The organism is Anaerococcus sp. AGMB09787 (assembly GCF_022808955.1).
In the GTDB taxonomy this organism is placed as follows: domain Bacteria; phylum Bacillota; class Clostridia; order Tissierellales; family Peptoniphilaceae; genus Anaerococcus.
Genome location: NZ_JAKZEY010000052.1, coordinates 42,464 through 58,637, shown reverse-complemented (window position 1 = coordinate 58,637; position 16,174 = coordinate 42,464). Strand labels below are relative to the sequence as shown.

The 16,174-nt window shown below is 34.9% G+C and carries 15 protein-coding genes, 1 riboswitch and 1 other annotated feature; of the genes, 13 read left to right on the top strand and 2 right to left on the bottom strand.

Annotated elements, in window-relative coordinates:
• Positions 1 to 106 precede the first annotated feature (106 nt).
• From nagA to MUN42_RS09205, 7 genes are all read left to right on the top strand, one after another.
• The gene (gene nagA, locus MUN42_RS09235) at positions 107 to 1,234 is read left to right on the top strand and encodes an N-acetylglucosamine-6-phosphate deacetylase (protein ID WP_243344561.1); all 1,128 of its coding nucleotides are present in this window, start codon (positions 107 to 109) and stop codon (positions 1,232 to 1,234) included.
• A complete protein-coding gene (locus MUN42_RS09230; RefSeq protein ID WP_243344560.1) occupies positions 1,231 to 2,157 on the top strand; it encodes a hexose kinase in 927 nt (308 codons plus the stop codon). The genes nagA and MUN42_RS09230 overlap by 4 nt, the downstream gene beginning before the upstream one ends.
• Before the next feature lies 1 nt (position 2,158).
• The gene (locus MUN42_RS09225) at positions 2,159 to 3,142 is read left to right on the top strand and encodes a tagatose 1,6-diphosphate aldolase (RefSeq protein ID WP_243344559.1); all 984 of its coding nucleotides are present in this window, start codon (positions 2,159 to 2,161) and stop codon (positions 3,140 to 3,142) included.
• Positions 3,143 to 3,608: 466 nt separating this feature from the next.
• Positions 3,609 to 3,797, top strand: a complete 189-nt coding sequence (locus tag MUN42_RS09220) for a hypothetical protein (RefSeq protein ID WP_243344558.1) — start codon at positions 3,609 to 3,611, stop codon at positions 3,795 to 3,797.
• A 117-nt stretch (positions 3,798 to 3,914) separates the two neighbouring features.
• Positions 3,915 to 4,172, top strand: coding sequence for a hypothetical protein (locus tag MUN42_RS09215; RefSeq protein WP_243344557.1), 258 nt, complete (start codon positions 3,915 to 3,917; stop codon positions 4,170 to 4,172).
• 46 nt (positions 4,173 to 4,218) lie between these two features.
• Entirely contained in the window at positions 4,219 to 4,686 is a 468-nt protein-coding gene (locus tag MUN42_RS09210) for a poly(R)-hydroxyalkanoic acid synthase subunit PhaE (protein WP_243344556.1), read from the top strand.
• A gap of 138 nt (positions 4,687 to 4,824) precedes the next feature.
• On the top strand, positions 4,825 to 6,366 hold the full coding sequence (locus MUN42_RS09205) for an ABC transporter ATP-binding protein (RefSeq protein ID WP_243344555.1): 1,542 nt from the start codon (positions 4,825 to 4,827) through the stop codon (positions 6,364 to 6,366).
• A gap of 195 nt (positions 6,367 to 6,561) precedes the next feature.
• On the opposite strand, the gene MUN42_RS09200 is transcribed toward MUN42_RS09205, so the two are convergent.
• The gene (locus tag MUN42_RS09200; protein ID WP_243344554.1) at positions 6,562 to 7,110 is read right to left on the bottom strand and encodes a folate family ECF transporter S component; all 549 of its coding nucleotides are present in this window, start codon (positions 7,108 to 7,110) and stop codon (positions 6,562 to 6,564) included.
• A 45-nt stretch (positions 7,111 to 7,155) separates the two neighbouring features.
• Positions 7,156 to 7,235, bottom strand: a riboswitch (THF riboswitch).
• Positions 7,236 to 7,568: 333 nt separating this feature from the next.
• On the opposite strand from MUN42_RS09200, the gene MUN42_RS09195 reads away from it, so the two are divergent.
• The 3 genes from MUN42_RS09195 to MUN42_RS09185 all read left to right on the top strand — a co-directional run bounded on the left by MUN42_RS09195 (position 7,569) and on the right by MUN42_RS09185 (position 11,707).
• The gene (locus MUN42_RS09195) at positions 7,569 to 9,494 is read left to right on the top strand and encodes an acyl-CoA dehydrogenase family protein (RefSeq protein WP_243344553.1); all 1,926 of its coding nucleotides are present in this window, start codon (positions 7,569 to 7,571) and stop codon (positions 9,492 to 9,494) included.
• 9 nt (positions 9,495 to 9,503) lie between these two features.
• A complete protein-coding gene (locus MUN42_RS09190; protein ID WP_243344551.1) occupies positions 9,504 to 10,760 on the top strand; it encodes an FprA family A-type flavoprotein in 1,257 nt (418 codons plus the stop codon).
• A gap of 320 nt (positions 10,761 to 11,080) precedes the next feature.
• On the top strand, positions 11,081 to 11,707 hold the full coding sequence (locus tag MUN42_RS09185; RefSeq protein ID WP_243344550.1) for an MBL fold metallo-hydrolase: 627 nt from the start codon (positions 11,081 to 11,083) through the stop codon (positions 11,705 to 11,707).
• Between the two features lie 114 nt (positions 11,708 to 11,821).
• Here the strand turns inward: MUN42_RS09185 and brnQ are convergent, their stop codons facing one another.
• Positions 11,822 to 13,168 (bottom strand): branched-chain amino acid transport system II carrier protein, encoded by a 1,347-nt coding sequence (gene brnQ, locus MUN42_RS09180; RefSeq protein WP_243344549.1) that lies wholly within the window; start codon positions 13,166 to 13,168, stop codon positions 11,822 to 11,824.
• A gap of 60 nt (positions 13,169 to 13,228) precedes the next feature.
• Positions 13,229 to 13,460 (bottom strand) — a binding site (T-box leader).
• A 129-nt stretch (positions 13,461 to 13,589) separates the two neighbouring features.
• Between brnQ and MUN42_RS09175 the strand changes: the two genes are divergently transcribed.
• The 3 genes from MUN42_RS09175 to sdaAB all read left to right on the top strand — a co-directional run bounded on the left by MUN42_RS09175 (position 13,590) and on the right by sdaAB (position 16,173).
• Positions 13,590 to 14,027 (top strand): MaoC/PaaZ C-terminal domain-containing protein, encoded by a 438-nt coding sequence (locus MUN42_RS09175; RefSeq protein ID WP_243344548.1) that lies wholly within the window; start codon positions 13,590 to 13,592, stop codon positions 14,025 to 14,027.
• 235 nt (positions 14,028 to 14,262) lie between these two features.
• Entirely contained in the window at positions 14,263 to 15,489 is a 1,227-nt protein-coding gene (locus MUN42_RS09170; protein ID WP_243344547.1) for a dicarboxylate/amino acid:cation symporter, read from the top strand.
• Between the two features lie 21 nt (positions 15,490 to 15,510).
• Positions 15,511 to 16,173, top strand: a complete 663-nt coding sequence (gene sdaAB / locus MUN42_RS09165; RefSeq protein WP_243344546.1) for an L-serine ammonia-lyase, iron-sulfur-dependent subunit beta — start codon at positions 15,511 to 15,513, stop codon at positions 16,171 to 16,173.
• The last annotated feature ends 1 nt before the right edge of the window (position 16,174 follow it).

Below are 16,174 nucleotides of genomic sequence, written 5' to 3'. Positions count from 1 at the left end.
CCATTATATGAGGATTTAAAATTTTACTATTATAATTATTAAATTTAAGTATAATGGACTTAGAATGATATATTGAGTGTTTCGCTTTAGGAGCAAAGGAGGGTATATGTTTTACAAAGCAAAATATATCGTACTTGAAGATAGGATCTTGGAAGATGCCTATATGGAAGTTGAAAATGGCAAGATAAAAGCTTTTTCAAAAAAAGAGCCTGAGGACTATGAAGACCTTGGAGAAATAATGGCACCAGGGTTGGTTGATACTCACATCCACGGTTACGGTGGAAAGGATATCATGGATTGTGAACCAGGATACTTAAATGAAATATCCAAGGGAATCCTAGAATGTGGTGTAACAAGCTTTTTACCTACAACTCTTACAGATACTGTAGAAAAGTTAGATAAGGCTTGTGAGATTATTGGAAAAGAACATGAAGGTGTAGAGGGAGCTAAGGTAAGGGGAGTCTTCCTAGAAGGCCCATTCTTTACAGAAAAATATAAAGGAGCCCAAAATCCTGGATATATGTCTGACCCAGCTATTGATAAGCTAAAGAGGTGGAAGGACCTTTCTGATGGCCTAGTAAATAAGATTGCTATAGCACCAGAAAGAGATGGTTCTATAGAATTTATCAAAGAAGCCAATGCTATGGGAGTGAAGGTCGCCCTTGGTCACTCAGATGCAAGCTATGATAGGGCAGTAGAAGCAGTTGATGCAGGAGCAAATATCTTTGTTCACGTATATAATGGTATGAGTGGACTCCACCACAGAAATCCTGGTATGGTAGGAGCAGCTATGACTACTGATTCTTATGGGGAATTAATCTGCGATGGCCACCATGTATCACCTAAGGCTGCAGAGATCCTAATGGACCAAAAGGGAAGAGATAAGGTTGCCCTAATCACAGATTGTATGTCAGCAGGTGGTATGCCTGAAGGAGACTACAAACTAGGAGAATTCCCAGTAATTGTAAAAGATGGAACAGCTAGACTTAAAGATGGTGGCTCATTAGCAGGCTCAATCCTAAGACTAAAGGAAGCTGTAAAGAACGTAGTAGACTGGCAAATAGCAGATGTATTTGAAGCTATCCAAATGGCAAGCCTAGTACCTGCCAAATCAGTCGATATAGACGATGTATGTGGTAAACTACACGTAGGTTATGATGCAGACTTTATAATCCTAGATGAAAATCTAGACCTACAAGCAACCTACCTAAATGGTGAAAGGGTATATGGATGATTTTAACAATAACAGCCAATCCTTCAGTTGATATTTCCTATAGACTAGACAAATTCAACATAGACGATGTAACAAGGACTGAGCATGCATCAAAGGATGCAGGTGGTAAGGGAATCCACGTAGGCTTTGTCCTAAAAGAACTAGGAGCTGATGTAATCCACTCAGGTTTTGTCGGAGGAAAACTTGGAGAATATATAGAAGAAGAACTTGGCAAAAAAGGTCAAGATTCAAGATTTGTAAAAATATCCTCCCCTACCCGTAACTGTATAGCAATCCTCCACGAAGGAAACCAAACAGAAATCCTAGAACAAGGTCCAAGCATAAGCGAAGAGGAAGCCAAAAACTTCCTCGACAACATCGGAAAAATTGCTGAAGGATGCCAAGTAATAAATATGTCTGGCTCCCTACCAAAGGGACTAACAAGTGATTTTTATAAGGAAATTATAAAATATGCCAAGGCAAATAACATTTTTGTATCAGTTGATACATCAGGACAAACCCTAAAAGATATCATAGGTGCAGAAGTAAAACCTGACCTAATCAAGCCAAACGAAACAGAGATTGCCCAAGTCTTGGGTAGGGTAATAGGTAAAGAAGAGCTAAAAGATGTCCTAGTCCAAGAACCATTTAAAGATATAAAATATATAATAGTATCTATGGGCAAGGATGGAGCCTTGGTAAAGGCTGGAGATAAGATCTATAACGCAAGCGTTCCAAAGGTCTTGGCAATAAACCCTGTCGGCAGTGGGGACTCATCCCTCGCAGGAGCCCTATACGCAATAGAGCAAGGCAAAGACGACCAAGACATAATAAAAACATCTATGACATGTGGCCTACTCAATGTACTAACAGAAGAAATAGCCCATATAGAAATAGAAAAATTCGATGAATACTACCAACAAATACAAGTAAAGGAGCTATAATATGAAAATCTCACAAGAAAAACTAGAAAACCTAAAGAAGCTAATTAACGAAGACGGAGCAATCGCAGCACTAGCCATTGACCAAAGAGGGTCAATGGAAAAAATGATGACCAAGGCTAATCCTGACCTAAGTAACGTTGAAGGAATCTCAAGATACAAAGAACTAGTATCTAAAGAACTAACACCATTCGCATCATCTATCCTCCTTGACCCAATATACGGAAAAGAAGGAATAGGAGCAAGAGATGAGGGAGCTGGACTTATCCTATCATATGAACAAACAGGTTATGATGAATATGATGAAGGAAGACTACCTAGACTAATCAACTTTATGAGTGGACTTAAAGCTAAAGAAATGGGAGCTAATGCAATCAAGACCCTACTTTATTACGACTGCGATGATGAAGAAGAAATCAACGACATCAAAAAAAGCTGGGTAGAAAGAGTAAGCTACGAATGTGAAGCCCTAGGCCTACCACACTTCCTAGAACTTGTAACCTACGATAGAAACATCGATAGCGAAAAAGGTGCTGAATATGCAAAAGTTAGACCAAGAAAGGTAAACGAAGCAATTAGAGTATTCTCAGATCCAAGATACAAGGTAGACGTACTAAAGGTAGAAACACCAACCAACATGAACTTTGTAGAAGGAATTGGAACAGAAGAACCAGTTTACTCAAGAGAAGAAGCTAAAAAATACTTCAAAGAACAAGCAGAAGCAACCAACCTACCATTCATCTTCTTATCAGGTGGAGTAACAGCAGAAATCTTCCAAGAAACCCTAAAACTTGCCAAAGAAGCAGGATCAAACTTCAACGGCGTTCTATGTGGTAGAGCAACATGGAAAGATAGCGTAGATATCTACGGTAAGAGCGAAGAAGAAGCTATTGAATGGCTAAAGACACAAGGAAAAGAGAATATCGAAAACCTAAACGCTGTACTAAAAGAAACAGCTTGCTCAGTATTTGATAAAATCGAAGAATAATAAAAAAATGTTGCCGGGGAAAGATAAATCCCCGGTTTTTTTGTCCCCAAAAATTTATGGCACTTGAATAAATATAATAAAATCTTGTATGAGTTCTGAAAATTCAACTTTCCCAAAAGACTCCAATTACCTAAAAAAACCTTAAGCCAAAATAATTTAATATCAAGACACCATAGCAAAGAGACAAGGGATAAGTAGGTAAGGGAGCCTTAAGTTTAAAAAAATAAGACCTAGTTTGCCTTCGTAATCAAAATCGTTTTTATATCTTAAAAACTTATACACAGATAAGTGAATTTTTAAAGTCCGATACCAAACCTTAGCCAACAAAATACAACACATAAAAGGAAATGTTTGTAAAAATATCTATATAGAACTATCGACATAATCGTTTTCTTAAGTGTTATGAATATAAGAGGATACTCTAATATCTGGGCAATTATATTATGATTCTCAATTAGGAGGAAATATGAATATGAATTTTAAACCATTCGAAAATATGTTTAAGGCTAATCGAGAAATGATGGAGGCTTGGAAGAGTTTTATTCCAAATCCTGATAAGGGAAGTGATGCTAAGAAAGAAAATTCATACTCTGAAGATTTCGTAAATTATCAAAAGACTTTTTTTGAAAATTGGAATGAAATGGCCATTAAGTGAATGAATTTTGAAGGAAGTAAGAAGGGCACCTTTAATGGAGGAGATTATTTTGATACAATGAAGAACTCTTACGGTATCTGGACAAATTACTTTAATAATTTTAACCCTTACTAAGCTATGAACTTTATGGATCCAAGTAACTATCAGTTTTTTATGAAGATGTTTAATGGAGGTAATCTCTATAATTCCTTGTATCAGAACTGGGAGGCTTTTAATAAAAATATAGCTAAACCATTTACCGAGAATTATGAAGTAGAATTAAATAAGCATGTAGATTTTTATAATAAGATGTTCATGGAGAACTATATTCCTCTAATGACAGTAGAAGTTCAAGGATTCCTAAGATTACCAATTCTTGTTTTAATACTTACCTAAATACTATAAGCGACTTATTAGGTCTATGAGGCAAGGTTATCGTGATATGGAGGCTATACTAACTGACTCTATGAAGTTCTCTTATTCTATTAGGATCTGGAAGGATACCTATAACAAGACCTTCGCTCTCTTGGTAAAGAGTCCTGTAGTGGAAGCTTCTAAGGAGATTGTAGAGCAAAATAATAGGGCAGTAGATGCCATGGTCGATATGATGATAGCCATGTCAGATTTCTTGGCTGATAGTATGGGAGTTGCCTTCTCAAGGTCTCAAGAGATTTTTGAAGACTACTTTGAAAAGCTTAAAAATGGCGAAGTAGAGTCCATGTCCTTTAATGATTTCTACAAGATGTGGTCAAGCAATATAGAAGGAGCTATGGAAAAATATTTCTTTAGTGATGAGTTATCTGAACTAATAGCTAGGGCTACAGACAGCACTATGGTATTTAAGGTTGAGTTTGACAAAGTGGTAGAAAAGGTCTTGGAAGAATCACCAATTGTTACCAAAAATGATTAAATTGTATGATTGATGGGAGTATTGTTTTTTTAGAGTTTAGCTTATATTTCCCTTAAAGGTTGACATTGTTTGTAACTAATGTACGATAATAATAATTTATATTATTGCATAATATAAAAATGAATATGAGGAGTATTTATGGAAAATGAGAAAAAAGGACCTGGTAAGAGCAAAGTTATTATGAGCAATGCCGTCATTGTTCTCATGCTTATGGTTCACGCTTTTATTATGTCCATCATAAGTCTTTTGATGGGGATGGCAATTGATTCAGCTGAAAAGGGCTTGATTGATAAATTTTTTATGTTTATCCTTATAAGTCTTATTTTGGTTGTTGTTCGTTTTTTGGCCCAGACTTTAGCTTATAGGTTAATTTTTAGAATTTGTTGTGATAAGTTATTGGAAGTTAAGGATAAGTTATTTAGGAAAGACCTTATTAAAGACGGATGGAAGAATGTAGACTATAGTACTAATTTGGAAATAATTTATGCTAACCGTTATTTTACAATCTATACTTCTATTGATAATGTAATTACCTTATTTTTTGCAATATTTACTTTATTTAGTATTGATTGGAGAGCTGTTATTATCGGTGTTTTGGGAGCCTTAATCCCTATCTTATCACCTATCTTAACCCAAGGTAAGATCCGTAAGAATTCCTTGGACTATGCTGCTAAGTCCCAAATCTTCCAAAGATTTTCTTTTGATCATTTGAATATAAAGGATGAGATAAACCGTTATAATGTAGAAGATGAGGTGTATGATAAATACCGCAAGCACAGTGCAGTTCAAGAAGATGCTCGTTTTAAATTCGAGAATATCCTCTACTTTGCTACAATTTTAAGTTCTGGCTTGGGGACCTTGTCTATATTAATAGTGCTTTTATTTGCAGGCATCTTGGTATCACGTGGTATCTTGACAGTTGGTATGATAGTATCTGTTATGCAGTTAACATCAAGCCTAGTAGCGCCAATTGTTCAATTATCAAATATCAAGTCTACCTATGAGTCATCAAGACCTATCTTTAATTCCTTTAAGTTTGGTGAAGAGTATGAATTTAAGGACCCTGTTAAACTAGAAGATGGAGACTTGGAACTAAAGGATATTCATTTCTCATATCCTGATGGAGAAGAATTGTTTGATGGTTTCTCCAAGAAGTTTGAAAAGGGCAAGAAGTACCTAATCCAAGGTCAATCAGGTCGTGGTAAGTCAACCCTTGCATCTATCATAGCTGGAGAATTGAAGCCAAGCGAGGGTGCTATCTACTTTAATGGCCAAGATATTTATAATAAAGATATCAAGTCTTCAAACATAGGTTATCAAAACCAAGTAAATAAGATTTTTACTGGAAGCTTATTTGACAATATAGACTTCTACCGTAGCTATGACCCAGAAGCTGTTAAAAATATGCATGATAATGTTAATTTGAAGCCAGCCTTGGATAAGATAGTTGAGCCAAACTTAGGTCTATCTGGTGGAGAAAAAACCCTAGTAGCCTTATCAAGAGCCTTGCTGGAAGTTAGGGATGTCATGATATTCGATGAGCCAACAACTGGTCTTAATGATGAATTATCAGAAGCTATAACTGAGAAAATTTTGAGCCTACCATCAACTGTTATAGTTATATCTCATATTAGCGATATCAACTTCTCTAATAAGTTTGATGAGGTTATCACCCTATAAAATTAAATAAAATAGTTAATATCAAATATAAATGGAGCCTAGGCGAAAGTGCTAGTAGGCTCCGTTTTTTTCTTTGTTTGCAATTGTTAGCAAAATCCCCGTTACTTATAGCTTATTTATGGGATTCTTAAATAAGATATGAGTGGGTCTAATAAATATACCCTCCGATACTTAGAAGGGAGGACATACTTTTGATTAATATGGTGCATTTATTGGCTCTGCACCGAGTTTTTTGACTTGTTTTCTTAGTAGATCACTTAGCTTAGGAAGGATTATTACCAAGACTATGGTATGGAAAACTAAGTTAAAGGCCATAGTTGGTATCCTGAGTACAAATTGTGCCATAAAGGGATTGCCTGTAAGTTGGCTTGTCCACAAGGTGTTCAAAAATAGGCTCGTTATTAGCGAGTTGGATATAGTAGCCATAATTATATTTGGTCTGGTTATATCCTTCCTATACAAGAAGAATGTGTATATAAGGGCTGCTGATATCTTGGTTGTTACAAAGGGTAGGTAAAAACCTCCTGCTGTTGGGAATAGGCCGTTTGATACAAAGTCGATAATTATTGATGCAATAACCGATAATGATGGGCTAAAGATTGAGCACATAGCGGCTGTTACGATAAAGCCCAGGCCAATCTTTCTCGAAACTGTAGTGATAGAAAAAAATTTGGATACTACAATTGACAATGCTATAAAAAATGATAGCAAAATTAGGGTACGGGTGTTCTTTAAACTTTTCATATTATTTCCTCCTTATCCGGGTAGATGGCCATCAAAGGAAATTATGATAGCGGATGCGGGCTAAGATCTTCGTCTAGAAACAACATCCCATTTTCTAGCACTTAACGCCTTAGTCCTACTCTACCTGATAGTATTTATTATATTTCTAATTCTAAAATTATAAAGGGGAAAATTGATGGATTAAATATTTTCAAATTATTTGAGGTTTGGGTCTTTTATTTGTAAATTTAGCCTTTGACTAGGGTTAAATTCGGGTAAGATAGAATTAAGAAAAGCTTTTTTTCTGAGAAGATAATATTTGGTTTACGTAAATAAATTTTATTTCTGCTGAAAGCTATTTCATAAAAATTTTAGAAATACTTAGAAATTTTAATTATATTTACAAAATAAAATATTGTTGACAAAAATCTTTTTTTAATTTATAATTTAGTTAGTAGATAAGAATGAAGGAGGATTATATGCTTTTCAAAACTACAGAAGAACATGAAGCCTTACGTAAAAGAGTAAGAGCATTCGCAGAAGAAAAAGTTAAACCAAGAGCCTTTGATTTAGATCAAAATAATGAATTCCCTGATGATTTAGTTAAAGAAATGGGTGAACTAGGCTTTATGGGAATACCTTATCCTAAAGAATATGGTGGAGCAGGTCTAGACGTTATCTCTTATGCAATCGTTGTTGAAGAACTTTCAAGAGTTGATGGCGGTGTCGGAGTTATTTGTTCAGCCCACACTTCACTTGGTTCATGGCCAATATTTGCTTTTGGTACAGAAGAACAAAAACAAAAATACCTTGTTCCATTAGCAAAGGGAGAAAAGATTGGTGCATTTGGTCTTACAGAAGAAAATGCAGGATCTGATGCAGGTGGAACTGAAACAACAGCTGTCCTTGATGGCGACCACTACATCCTAAACGGCAAGAAGATATTTATAACAAACGCTCCTAAGGCTGATACATACGTTGTAATGGCAGTTACAACACCAGGTATTGGTACTCATGGTATATCAGCATTTATAGTTGAGAAGGATTTTGAGGGCTTTAGTTTTTCAGATCATTATGACAAATTAGGTATTAGGTCTTCATCAACAGCGGAACTTCATTTTGACAATGTTAAGGTTCCAAAGGAAAACCTACTTGGCAAGGAAGGTCAAGGATTTAAGATAGCTATGGCTACCCTTGATGGTGGTAGAATTGGTATAGCATCTCAAGCCCTAGGTATAGGTCAAGGTGCCTATGAATCAGCCCTCGCTTATGCAAAGGAGCGTGAGCAATTCGGTATGCCTATTGCCCATCTTCAAAGAAATACTTTCAAACTTGCAGATATGGCAACATATCTAAGAGGTGCTAGACTTATGATTTATTCAGCAGCAGAACTTAAAGAACACCACGAAAGATACAGTGCAGAGGCTGCTATGGCTAAGCAAGTTGCATCTGACCTTGCAATGAAGATCACCACAGAAGCTATCCAATTATACGGTGGTTCTGGTTATATCAAGGGTGTTGATGTTGAGAGATTCTTCAGAGATGCTAAGATTACACAAATATATGAAGGTACCAATGAAATCATGAGAGTTGTAGTTGGATCTAATACAGTAGGTAAGGCACCAAAGATGAAGGCTGTTGGATCAAAAAAGCAAGCAGGTCCTATAGCTGGAGTTCGTAAGGGAGAAATCTATACAGGAGATCCTAAAGAAGCTGTAAAAAAGTTGGTAGAAAACTTAAAAAAGGACGGATACGACTTCACAGTAGGTGTCGATCCAAACACTCCAATTCCTGATGCTCAAAGGGTAGTAGTAGCAGGTCGTGGTATTGGTGAAAAAGAAAATATGAAATATATCGAAGAGCTTGCTTATCAAGCAGGAGCTGCTATTTCATCATCAAGGCCAGTAGCTGAAACCCTAAAATACATTCCACTAGATAGGTATATTGGAATGAGTGGACAAAGCTTTAAGGGTAACCTCTACATCGGAGTCGGCGTATCAGGAGCAGGCCAACACTTAAAGGGCATGAAGGATGCATCAACTATAGTTGCCATCAACAACAATGCCAACGCTCCAATCTTTAACAATGCAGACTATGGTATAGTTGGAGACTTCAAGGAAGTCCTACCTCTACTAATAGAAGAACTTGACAATGGAGAGGAGAAAAAACCTGCTCCACCTATGAAAAAAATCAAAAGATCAAAACCAAGAAAAATGGCACCTAAAGAAGATGTTTATTTGGATTTGGGATCAGGTTATGAATATGACCCAGAAGTAGGAGATCCAAGCCAAGGAATCGAACCTGGAACACCATTTGATAAACTACCAGATGCTTGGGTAAGCCCTGTTTCAGGTGAAGCTAAAGAAGAATTCATCAAATTAGAATTCCCTGAAGATAGAAAGTAGGAGGATTATATGTATACAGTTAGAAATATAACAGAAGATTTATATTATGTAGGTGGGGACGACAGAAGACTTGCCCTATTTGAAAATATTTTTCCTATTCCTCAAGGGGTATCCTACAACTCATACCTATTGATGGATGAAAAAACAGTACTAATCGATACAGTTGACTGGTCTATAGCTAGAGAATATATGAGCAATGTAGAGTATGTCCTTGATGGAAGAGATCTAGACTACTTGCTTATTAACCACATGGAACCTGACCACTGTGCAGCTATAGGACTTATGCTAAGCAAGTATCCAAATGCTACCCTAATCGCATCAGAAAAGGCTATTCTCTTCATGAGACAATTTGGCTTTGATGTTGATGATAGGTATATAGAAGTCAAAGAAGGCGATACAATGAACTTTGGTAAACATACACTAGCCTTCGTTGAAGCACCTATGGTTCACTGGCCAGAAGTTCTTATGACCTATGATACAAAAGATAAGGTACTCTTCTCAGCTGATGCCTTCGGATCCTTTATAGCAAATAACGGAAGACTCTTTGCTGATGAAGTAAATTGGGACAGGGACTACCTAGACGAAGCTCGTAGATACTATACAAACATAGTTGGTAAGTATGGAACCTTTGTTCAAAAGGCCCTAGAAAAAGCTGGTGGACTTGATATTGCCTATATTTGCCCACTTCACGGACTTGTATGGAGAGAAGACATTGGTTATTTATTAGATAAATATATCCACTGGGCAACCTACGAACCTGAAGAAGAAGGGGTACTAATTGCCTATGCATCAATGTATGGTAATACAGAATATGCAGCTCAAACCCTAGCCAATAAACTATGCCAAGCTGGAATAACAAACATATCCCTTAGAGATGTATCTAGTACAGATGTATCAGTTCTAATTGCAGAAACTTTTAAATATTCAAATCTTGTGCTTGCATCAGTCACCTACAACCTAAACATCTATCCAAAGATGAAGGACTTCCTAAACGATATGGCTGCCCTAAATGTTCAAAATAGGGGAGTATCTATCATAGGAAATGGTACCTGGGCTCCACAAGCTGCAGAAAAAATGGAAAAATTCCTAGACGAAGAAATGAGACTTATGGATGTCCTTCCAGAAGGTCTTGACATAGTATCAAGCTTAAAACCAAGCAAGGAAGCAGATGTTGATGCTATAGTTGAAGGAATCAAAGACAATATGAAGAAACGTAGAGAAGAAAAAGCAAAAGCTAAATCTCAAAAATCTGGAACTAAAAAATAGAAGATATAGTTTTAAATATTAAAATAAAACTAATGGTTTACCAATAGAGTTTGAAATACAACCAGAGTTAGACTAAAACTAACTTTGGTGGTATTTTTTTAAAAATATCAGAGCTAATAAATTTTAATAATCACTGTAGTATAGGTATTTGGGTATAAGATTAATGAATATATTTGTTGGTGTTAAAAGCTTAGCGACTTAGGTGATAAATAGTATCGATAATGCCCTTTAGATTTCTATAGGAAAATATAGAGGAAAATTTTTCAGATAGAAATAATTTATCATCTTACTCTTGTTATTTTTTATTAGAAGGTGATTTTATGAAATTAATTCGTCATGTTCATGCTTGTGTAGAATTTGTAAAGGATGGAAAGCATATTTTTATAGATCCTGGAGAGTTTGGACTACCAGATAACTTACAAGAAGCATCTGCAATACTTATAACACATGATCATTTTGACCATGTAAGTATTTCAGATGTTAAGAAGTGTTATGAAAATAATAAAAATCTTAAAATATATGGGACTAAATCCTTTGCTAATAAGGTAGATTTCCCAGTAATAAGTCCTCAAAGTGGAGATATATTTGATCTAGATGGATTTAAAATACAGGCTATTAAAAATTATCAAGATATAGCAAATTTAAATGATCCTCCTATTGAAAATATAGGATATATTATAGACGATAAAGTGCTTCATCCAGGGGATTGTCTCCCAAAGATAAAAAATATTGACACGATCCTATTACCTTTGGCAGCTCCTTGGGCAAAAACTATCGATATTCAGAAATATTTAAGAGAATATAGGCCGAAAGTAGTTTTGCCAATACATGATTTAATATTAAATGAGCTTGGTGTAAATTTTAAATTAAAAAATATGGAAGAATTATCAAAAGAAGTTGAGGCTAGTTTCTATCCCTTAAAAGTTGGCGATAGTATTGATATCTAGATGATCTAAATAAAAGTTAATAAAGATTTAGTTATAATATCAAACTTAAATTAAACTTACCCCTAAGTTAGTTTTATCTAGCTTTGGGGTAAGTTTATGATTAATTAAATTTAATTATAGGGCTTTTTGCTTTGACTCTAGATTCTCACTTTCTTTTGTAGTATCTAAGATCTTTACACAAAGGATTGCTATAATTACAACTATTAGGCTTGGTAATAGCCAGTATAGACCTTCTTCATAAAGAGGAAGGGCTGATATAACTTTACTTATAAATCCTAAGTTAAAGCTTTTAGATAAAACTTGTAATATAGGTAGGACAACCGAAACAAATCCTGCTAATTTGTAGGCTAGAGGTGGATATTTAACATAATCATGACTTATACCCATCACTATTAAAACCAAGGCTACAGGATAGATTATACCTAATAATGGTACAGAAAATTCTAATAACTTATTTAGTCCGAAGTTTGCCATTAAAAATGAAAATAAAGTCCAAATAGATACCCAAGCCTCATAAGATAGTCTATGGTTAAATAAACTTTCAAAGTATTCTCCACCGCTAGTTATAAGGCCTACACAAGTTGTAAGACAAGCTAGAGTAAATATAGCCGCAAGTAATATTATTCCAAAATTACCAAAAACTGCATAGACTGACTTTGTTAAGATTTCTGCTCCATTTACTGCTCTAACAAATTTGCTAGACCCTATAGCACCTATACTTGTAAGCATAGCATATACTAAAAATAAGACAGAACCTGCGAGAGCACCTGCTTTTATACTGTATTTGGTAAGCTCGTTTTTATCTTTTATGCCAAATCTTTTTAATGCTTGAGCTATTACAAAACCAAAGTTTAAGGCTGCTACAGCATCCATAGTATCATATCCAGCTAAAAATCCCTTAAGTAGAGTATTTTGTTCATAGCCTTGGGTAGGTGCGGCTATATTTTTATCCATATTCATAACCTTTATAAACATTATAAGTATCATAACTAACAAGGTAGGTGTTAGATATTTTCCTACTCTCTTTACCAATTTATTAGGTTTAAAACATATAAGCAAGGCTAGGCTAAAAAATATAAGGGTATAAATAAATCTTGCCAAATTAATATTAAATCCTTCTGGCACATAAGGGGCAATAGCCATTTCAAAAGGCACTGAACCTGCTCTAGGTATTCCAAGTCCAGGGCCTATGGATAGGTAGATTGCTGTAGTAAATACTACAGAAAATATAGCTCCAACCCTATTAGATAAGTTGGTTAAACCTTCTGTTTTTCCTACAACTATAGATCCTAAAACAGGAAATATTACCGCTGTAATAGAAAAACCTAAAAGAGCGACTAAACTAGCAGATCCTGCTTGATTTCCCAAAAGTGGAGGGAAAATTAAATTTCCAGCTCCAAAAAACAATCCAAATAACATAACTGATATTTGCAAAAACTCACTTCTACTTAATTTTTTCATACTTCCTCCTAATAAATTTTCATAATTTTATATATAAAAAAGTCCCTTGCCTAAAAATAGACAAAGGACGAAAATTCCGCGGTACCACCTTTTATTCTTATTATAAAAATAAGCTCTCTAGCATCTAGCAATGCTGGGTTTTGATAACGCCAACCACGGCGACAGACCCTACTATAATTCAGGTTTGCAAAAGAAAAATGATCTTCAGTTTTATCCTAAAGATTGGCTCTCACCTACTCCCAACTCTCTGTGCTTATCAGATAAACCTACTGTTTTTTCATAAATTTTTATAAATAAAACTATTGTTAGCATAAGCATACATTAATTGTTATAATATGTCAAGTAATAATTTAAAATTAGTAAAAAGATTTTTAATAATTTTTATAAGCTGATAAGGGGTATCAATTAGTAAGGAGGATATATGTTTTATCAAGATTATAAAATAGGTCAAGTTTTTGATAAGGAAATAGAAGATGTAGTTTTAAGTGAAGAGGAAATTATAGCTAATGCAAGAGTATTTGATCCAAGACCAATTCATATTGATAGGAAAGCTGCAAAAAATAGCCGCTTTGGATCGATAATATCATCTGGCTTATATTCAGCCATGGCCTTTTGGGGATCTTGGGTTAGGACAGGTATAGATATGGATGGAATTATAGCAGGAGTTGAGGTTAAATCTTGTAAGTGGCTTAGTCCAGTTCTTCCAGATGTAAGCTATAAGATAAGTGTAGAAATAGTAGATAAAAAGTTAAGATCTTCTGGCAAAGATGGAATAGTTACTTTTAATATGAAGGCAAAGGATAAAGAGGGAAATCTTGTACTAGATTTTATAGTTGATGGACTGGTAGCCAAAAGCTAAGCAAATCTTTATTTAAATTTTGCAAATATATAAAAATTTGCACAAGTATTTACATTTTTAAAAACTAATAAATTTAAAGGCTTTAAATAATTCGGTACTCGTTGACAAAAAACTTTTTACATTATATAATAAAAGTCCCGAGAGATAGGATATGCTAGATAAAAAATCATTTGCTAGCTTATAAATCTGACCTACTCTCACGCCTTGAAAAAGGTTTACATGAAAAGGAGTACATATGAAAAGTATTAAGAAAATTGGTTTAATACCAAGAATGATTTTAGGTATTGTTGTAGGTATCTTAGTTGGCTTATATTTGCCAGAAGGTATAGTTAGGATACCTATAACATTTTCAGAGATTTTTGGTTCTTTCCTAAATTTCATAATTCCACTTATGATTTTAGCTTTTGTAACAAAGGGTATAGCAGATTTAGGAGAAGGAGCTGGTAGACTTTTAGCTATAACAGTATTTTTAGCCTACTTATCAACTTTAATAGGTGGATCCTTGTCTTATTTTATGGCAAGTGCTATATTCCCAAACTTTATTTCACCTGATCAAGTTGAAGCTATCAAAACCTCAGATGCTAATAAGTTAAGTGCGTATTTTGAAGTTCCAATAGAACCATTCTTTGATGTAACAAGTGCGATTATCTTTGCCTTTATGATGGGTATATGTATATCATGGCTTAGAAAAACAAGCCAAGGAGATATCCTTTATAAGGCTGTTACAGAATTTAATACAATTATAACTAAGGTTTTAGCCACAGCTATCGTACCTTTCCTTCCATTTTTTATTTTAGGAAACTTTGCTAATATGGCTTACCAAGGATCAGTATTTGCAGTTCTTTCAATATTCTGGAAGATTTTCATTTGCATTATCGGTCTACATTTATTGTATACATCAGCTTTATTTATAATAGCAGGTTCATATACTGGAAAAAATCCTTTAGCTATGCTTAAAAATCAAGTAAGAGGATATTTTACAGCGGTAGGAACTCAATCTTCTGCGGCTACAATTCCTGTAAATTTAGAGTGTGCAAAAAGTAATGGTGTAAGTAGAGAAATATCAGAATTTGTTATACCTTTGGGAGCAACAGTTCATATGCCTGGCTCTATGATTACAATTACAGCTTGTACATTTACAATCCTAACTATGTATAATATGGATCACTCTTTTAGTCTTATCCTAAGACTTATAATGATTTTAGGGGTAGCAATGGTTGCAGCACCAGGAGCTCCAGGAGGAGCTGTTATGTCTGCCCTACCTTTCTTACCAGTAGTAGGAATTTCTCCAGAATCAACTATGGCATCACTTTTGATAAGCCTATATCTAACCCAAGATTCATTTGGTACAGCTGCCAATATATCAGGAGATACAGCTCTTGCAGTTGCCGTTGATAAGATCTATAATAAAATAATCCTAGGCAAAAAAGACTGGACACCTGGCGAGGTTGTAAAGAAATAAGAGAATTAAAAAGGAGGAGTTATGACAGTAAATGTTTCTCTTTTTGACATAATAGGTCCTAATATGGTAGGACCATCGAGTTCCCATACAGCAGGAGCGTGTAAAATCGCCCATACAGCAAGAAGGATGGTCGATAGGAACTTTAATGAAGTAATATTCTACCTCCATGGCTCCTTTGCCAAGACCTACAAGGGTCATGGTACCAATAGGGCCTTGGTTGGAGGAGTCTTAGGATTTGATCCAGAAGACGAAAGAATAATAAATTCCTTTGACTACGCAGATGAAGCAGGAATAAAATATAGCTTTGTTGAAACAGACCTTGGAGATGTTCATCCAAATACTGTAAAAATTGTCTTCAAATATCCAAATAGGTCAGCCCTGTCCGTTCAAGGATCATCCATAGGTGGGGGATCCATAGTAATTACAAAGATAAATGGCAACTCTATAGAATTTAAGGCAAACAAACCAACCTTGTTTATGTCTTATGGAGAACAAAAGGGAGTTATAGCCTTTGTATCTGGAGTCCTACTAGACAATGGCTATAATATAAACACCATGAAAACCATCAAAGAAAATGACAATGTAATGCTAGTCTGTGAATTAGATGAACCATTGACAGATGAAGCCTTAGAAACAATTAGAAATGGTAAAGACTTTACCTTTATCAAATATATAGGAGTTTAAT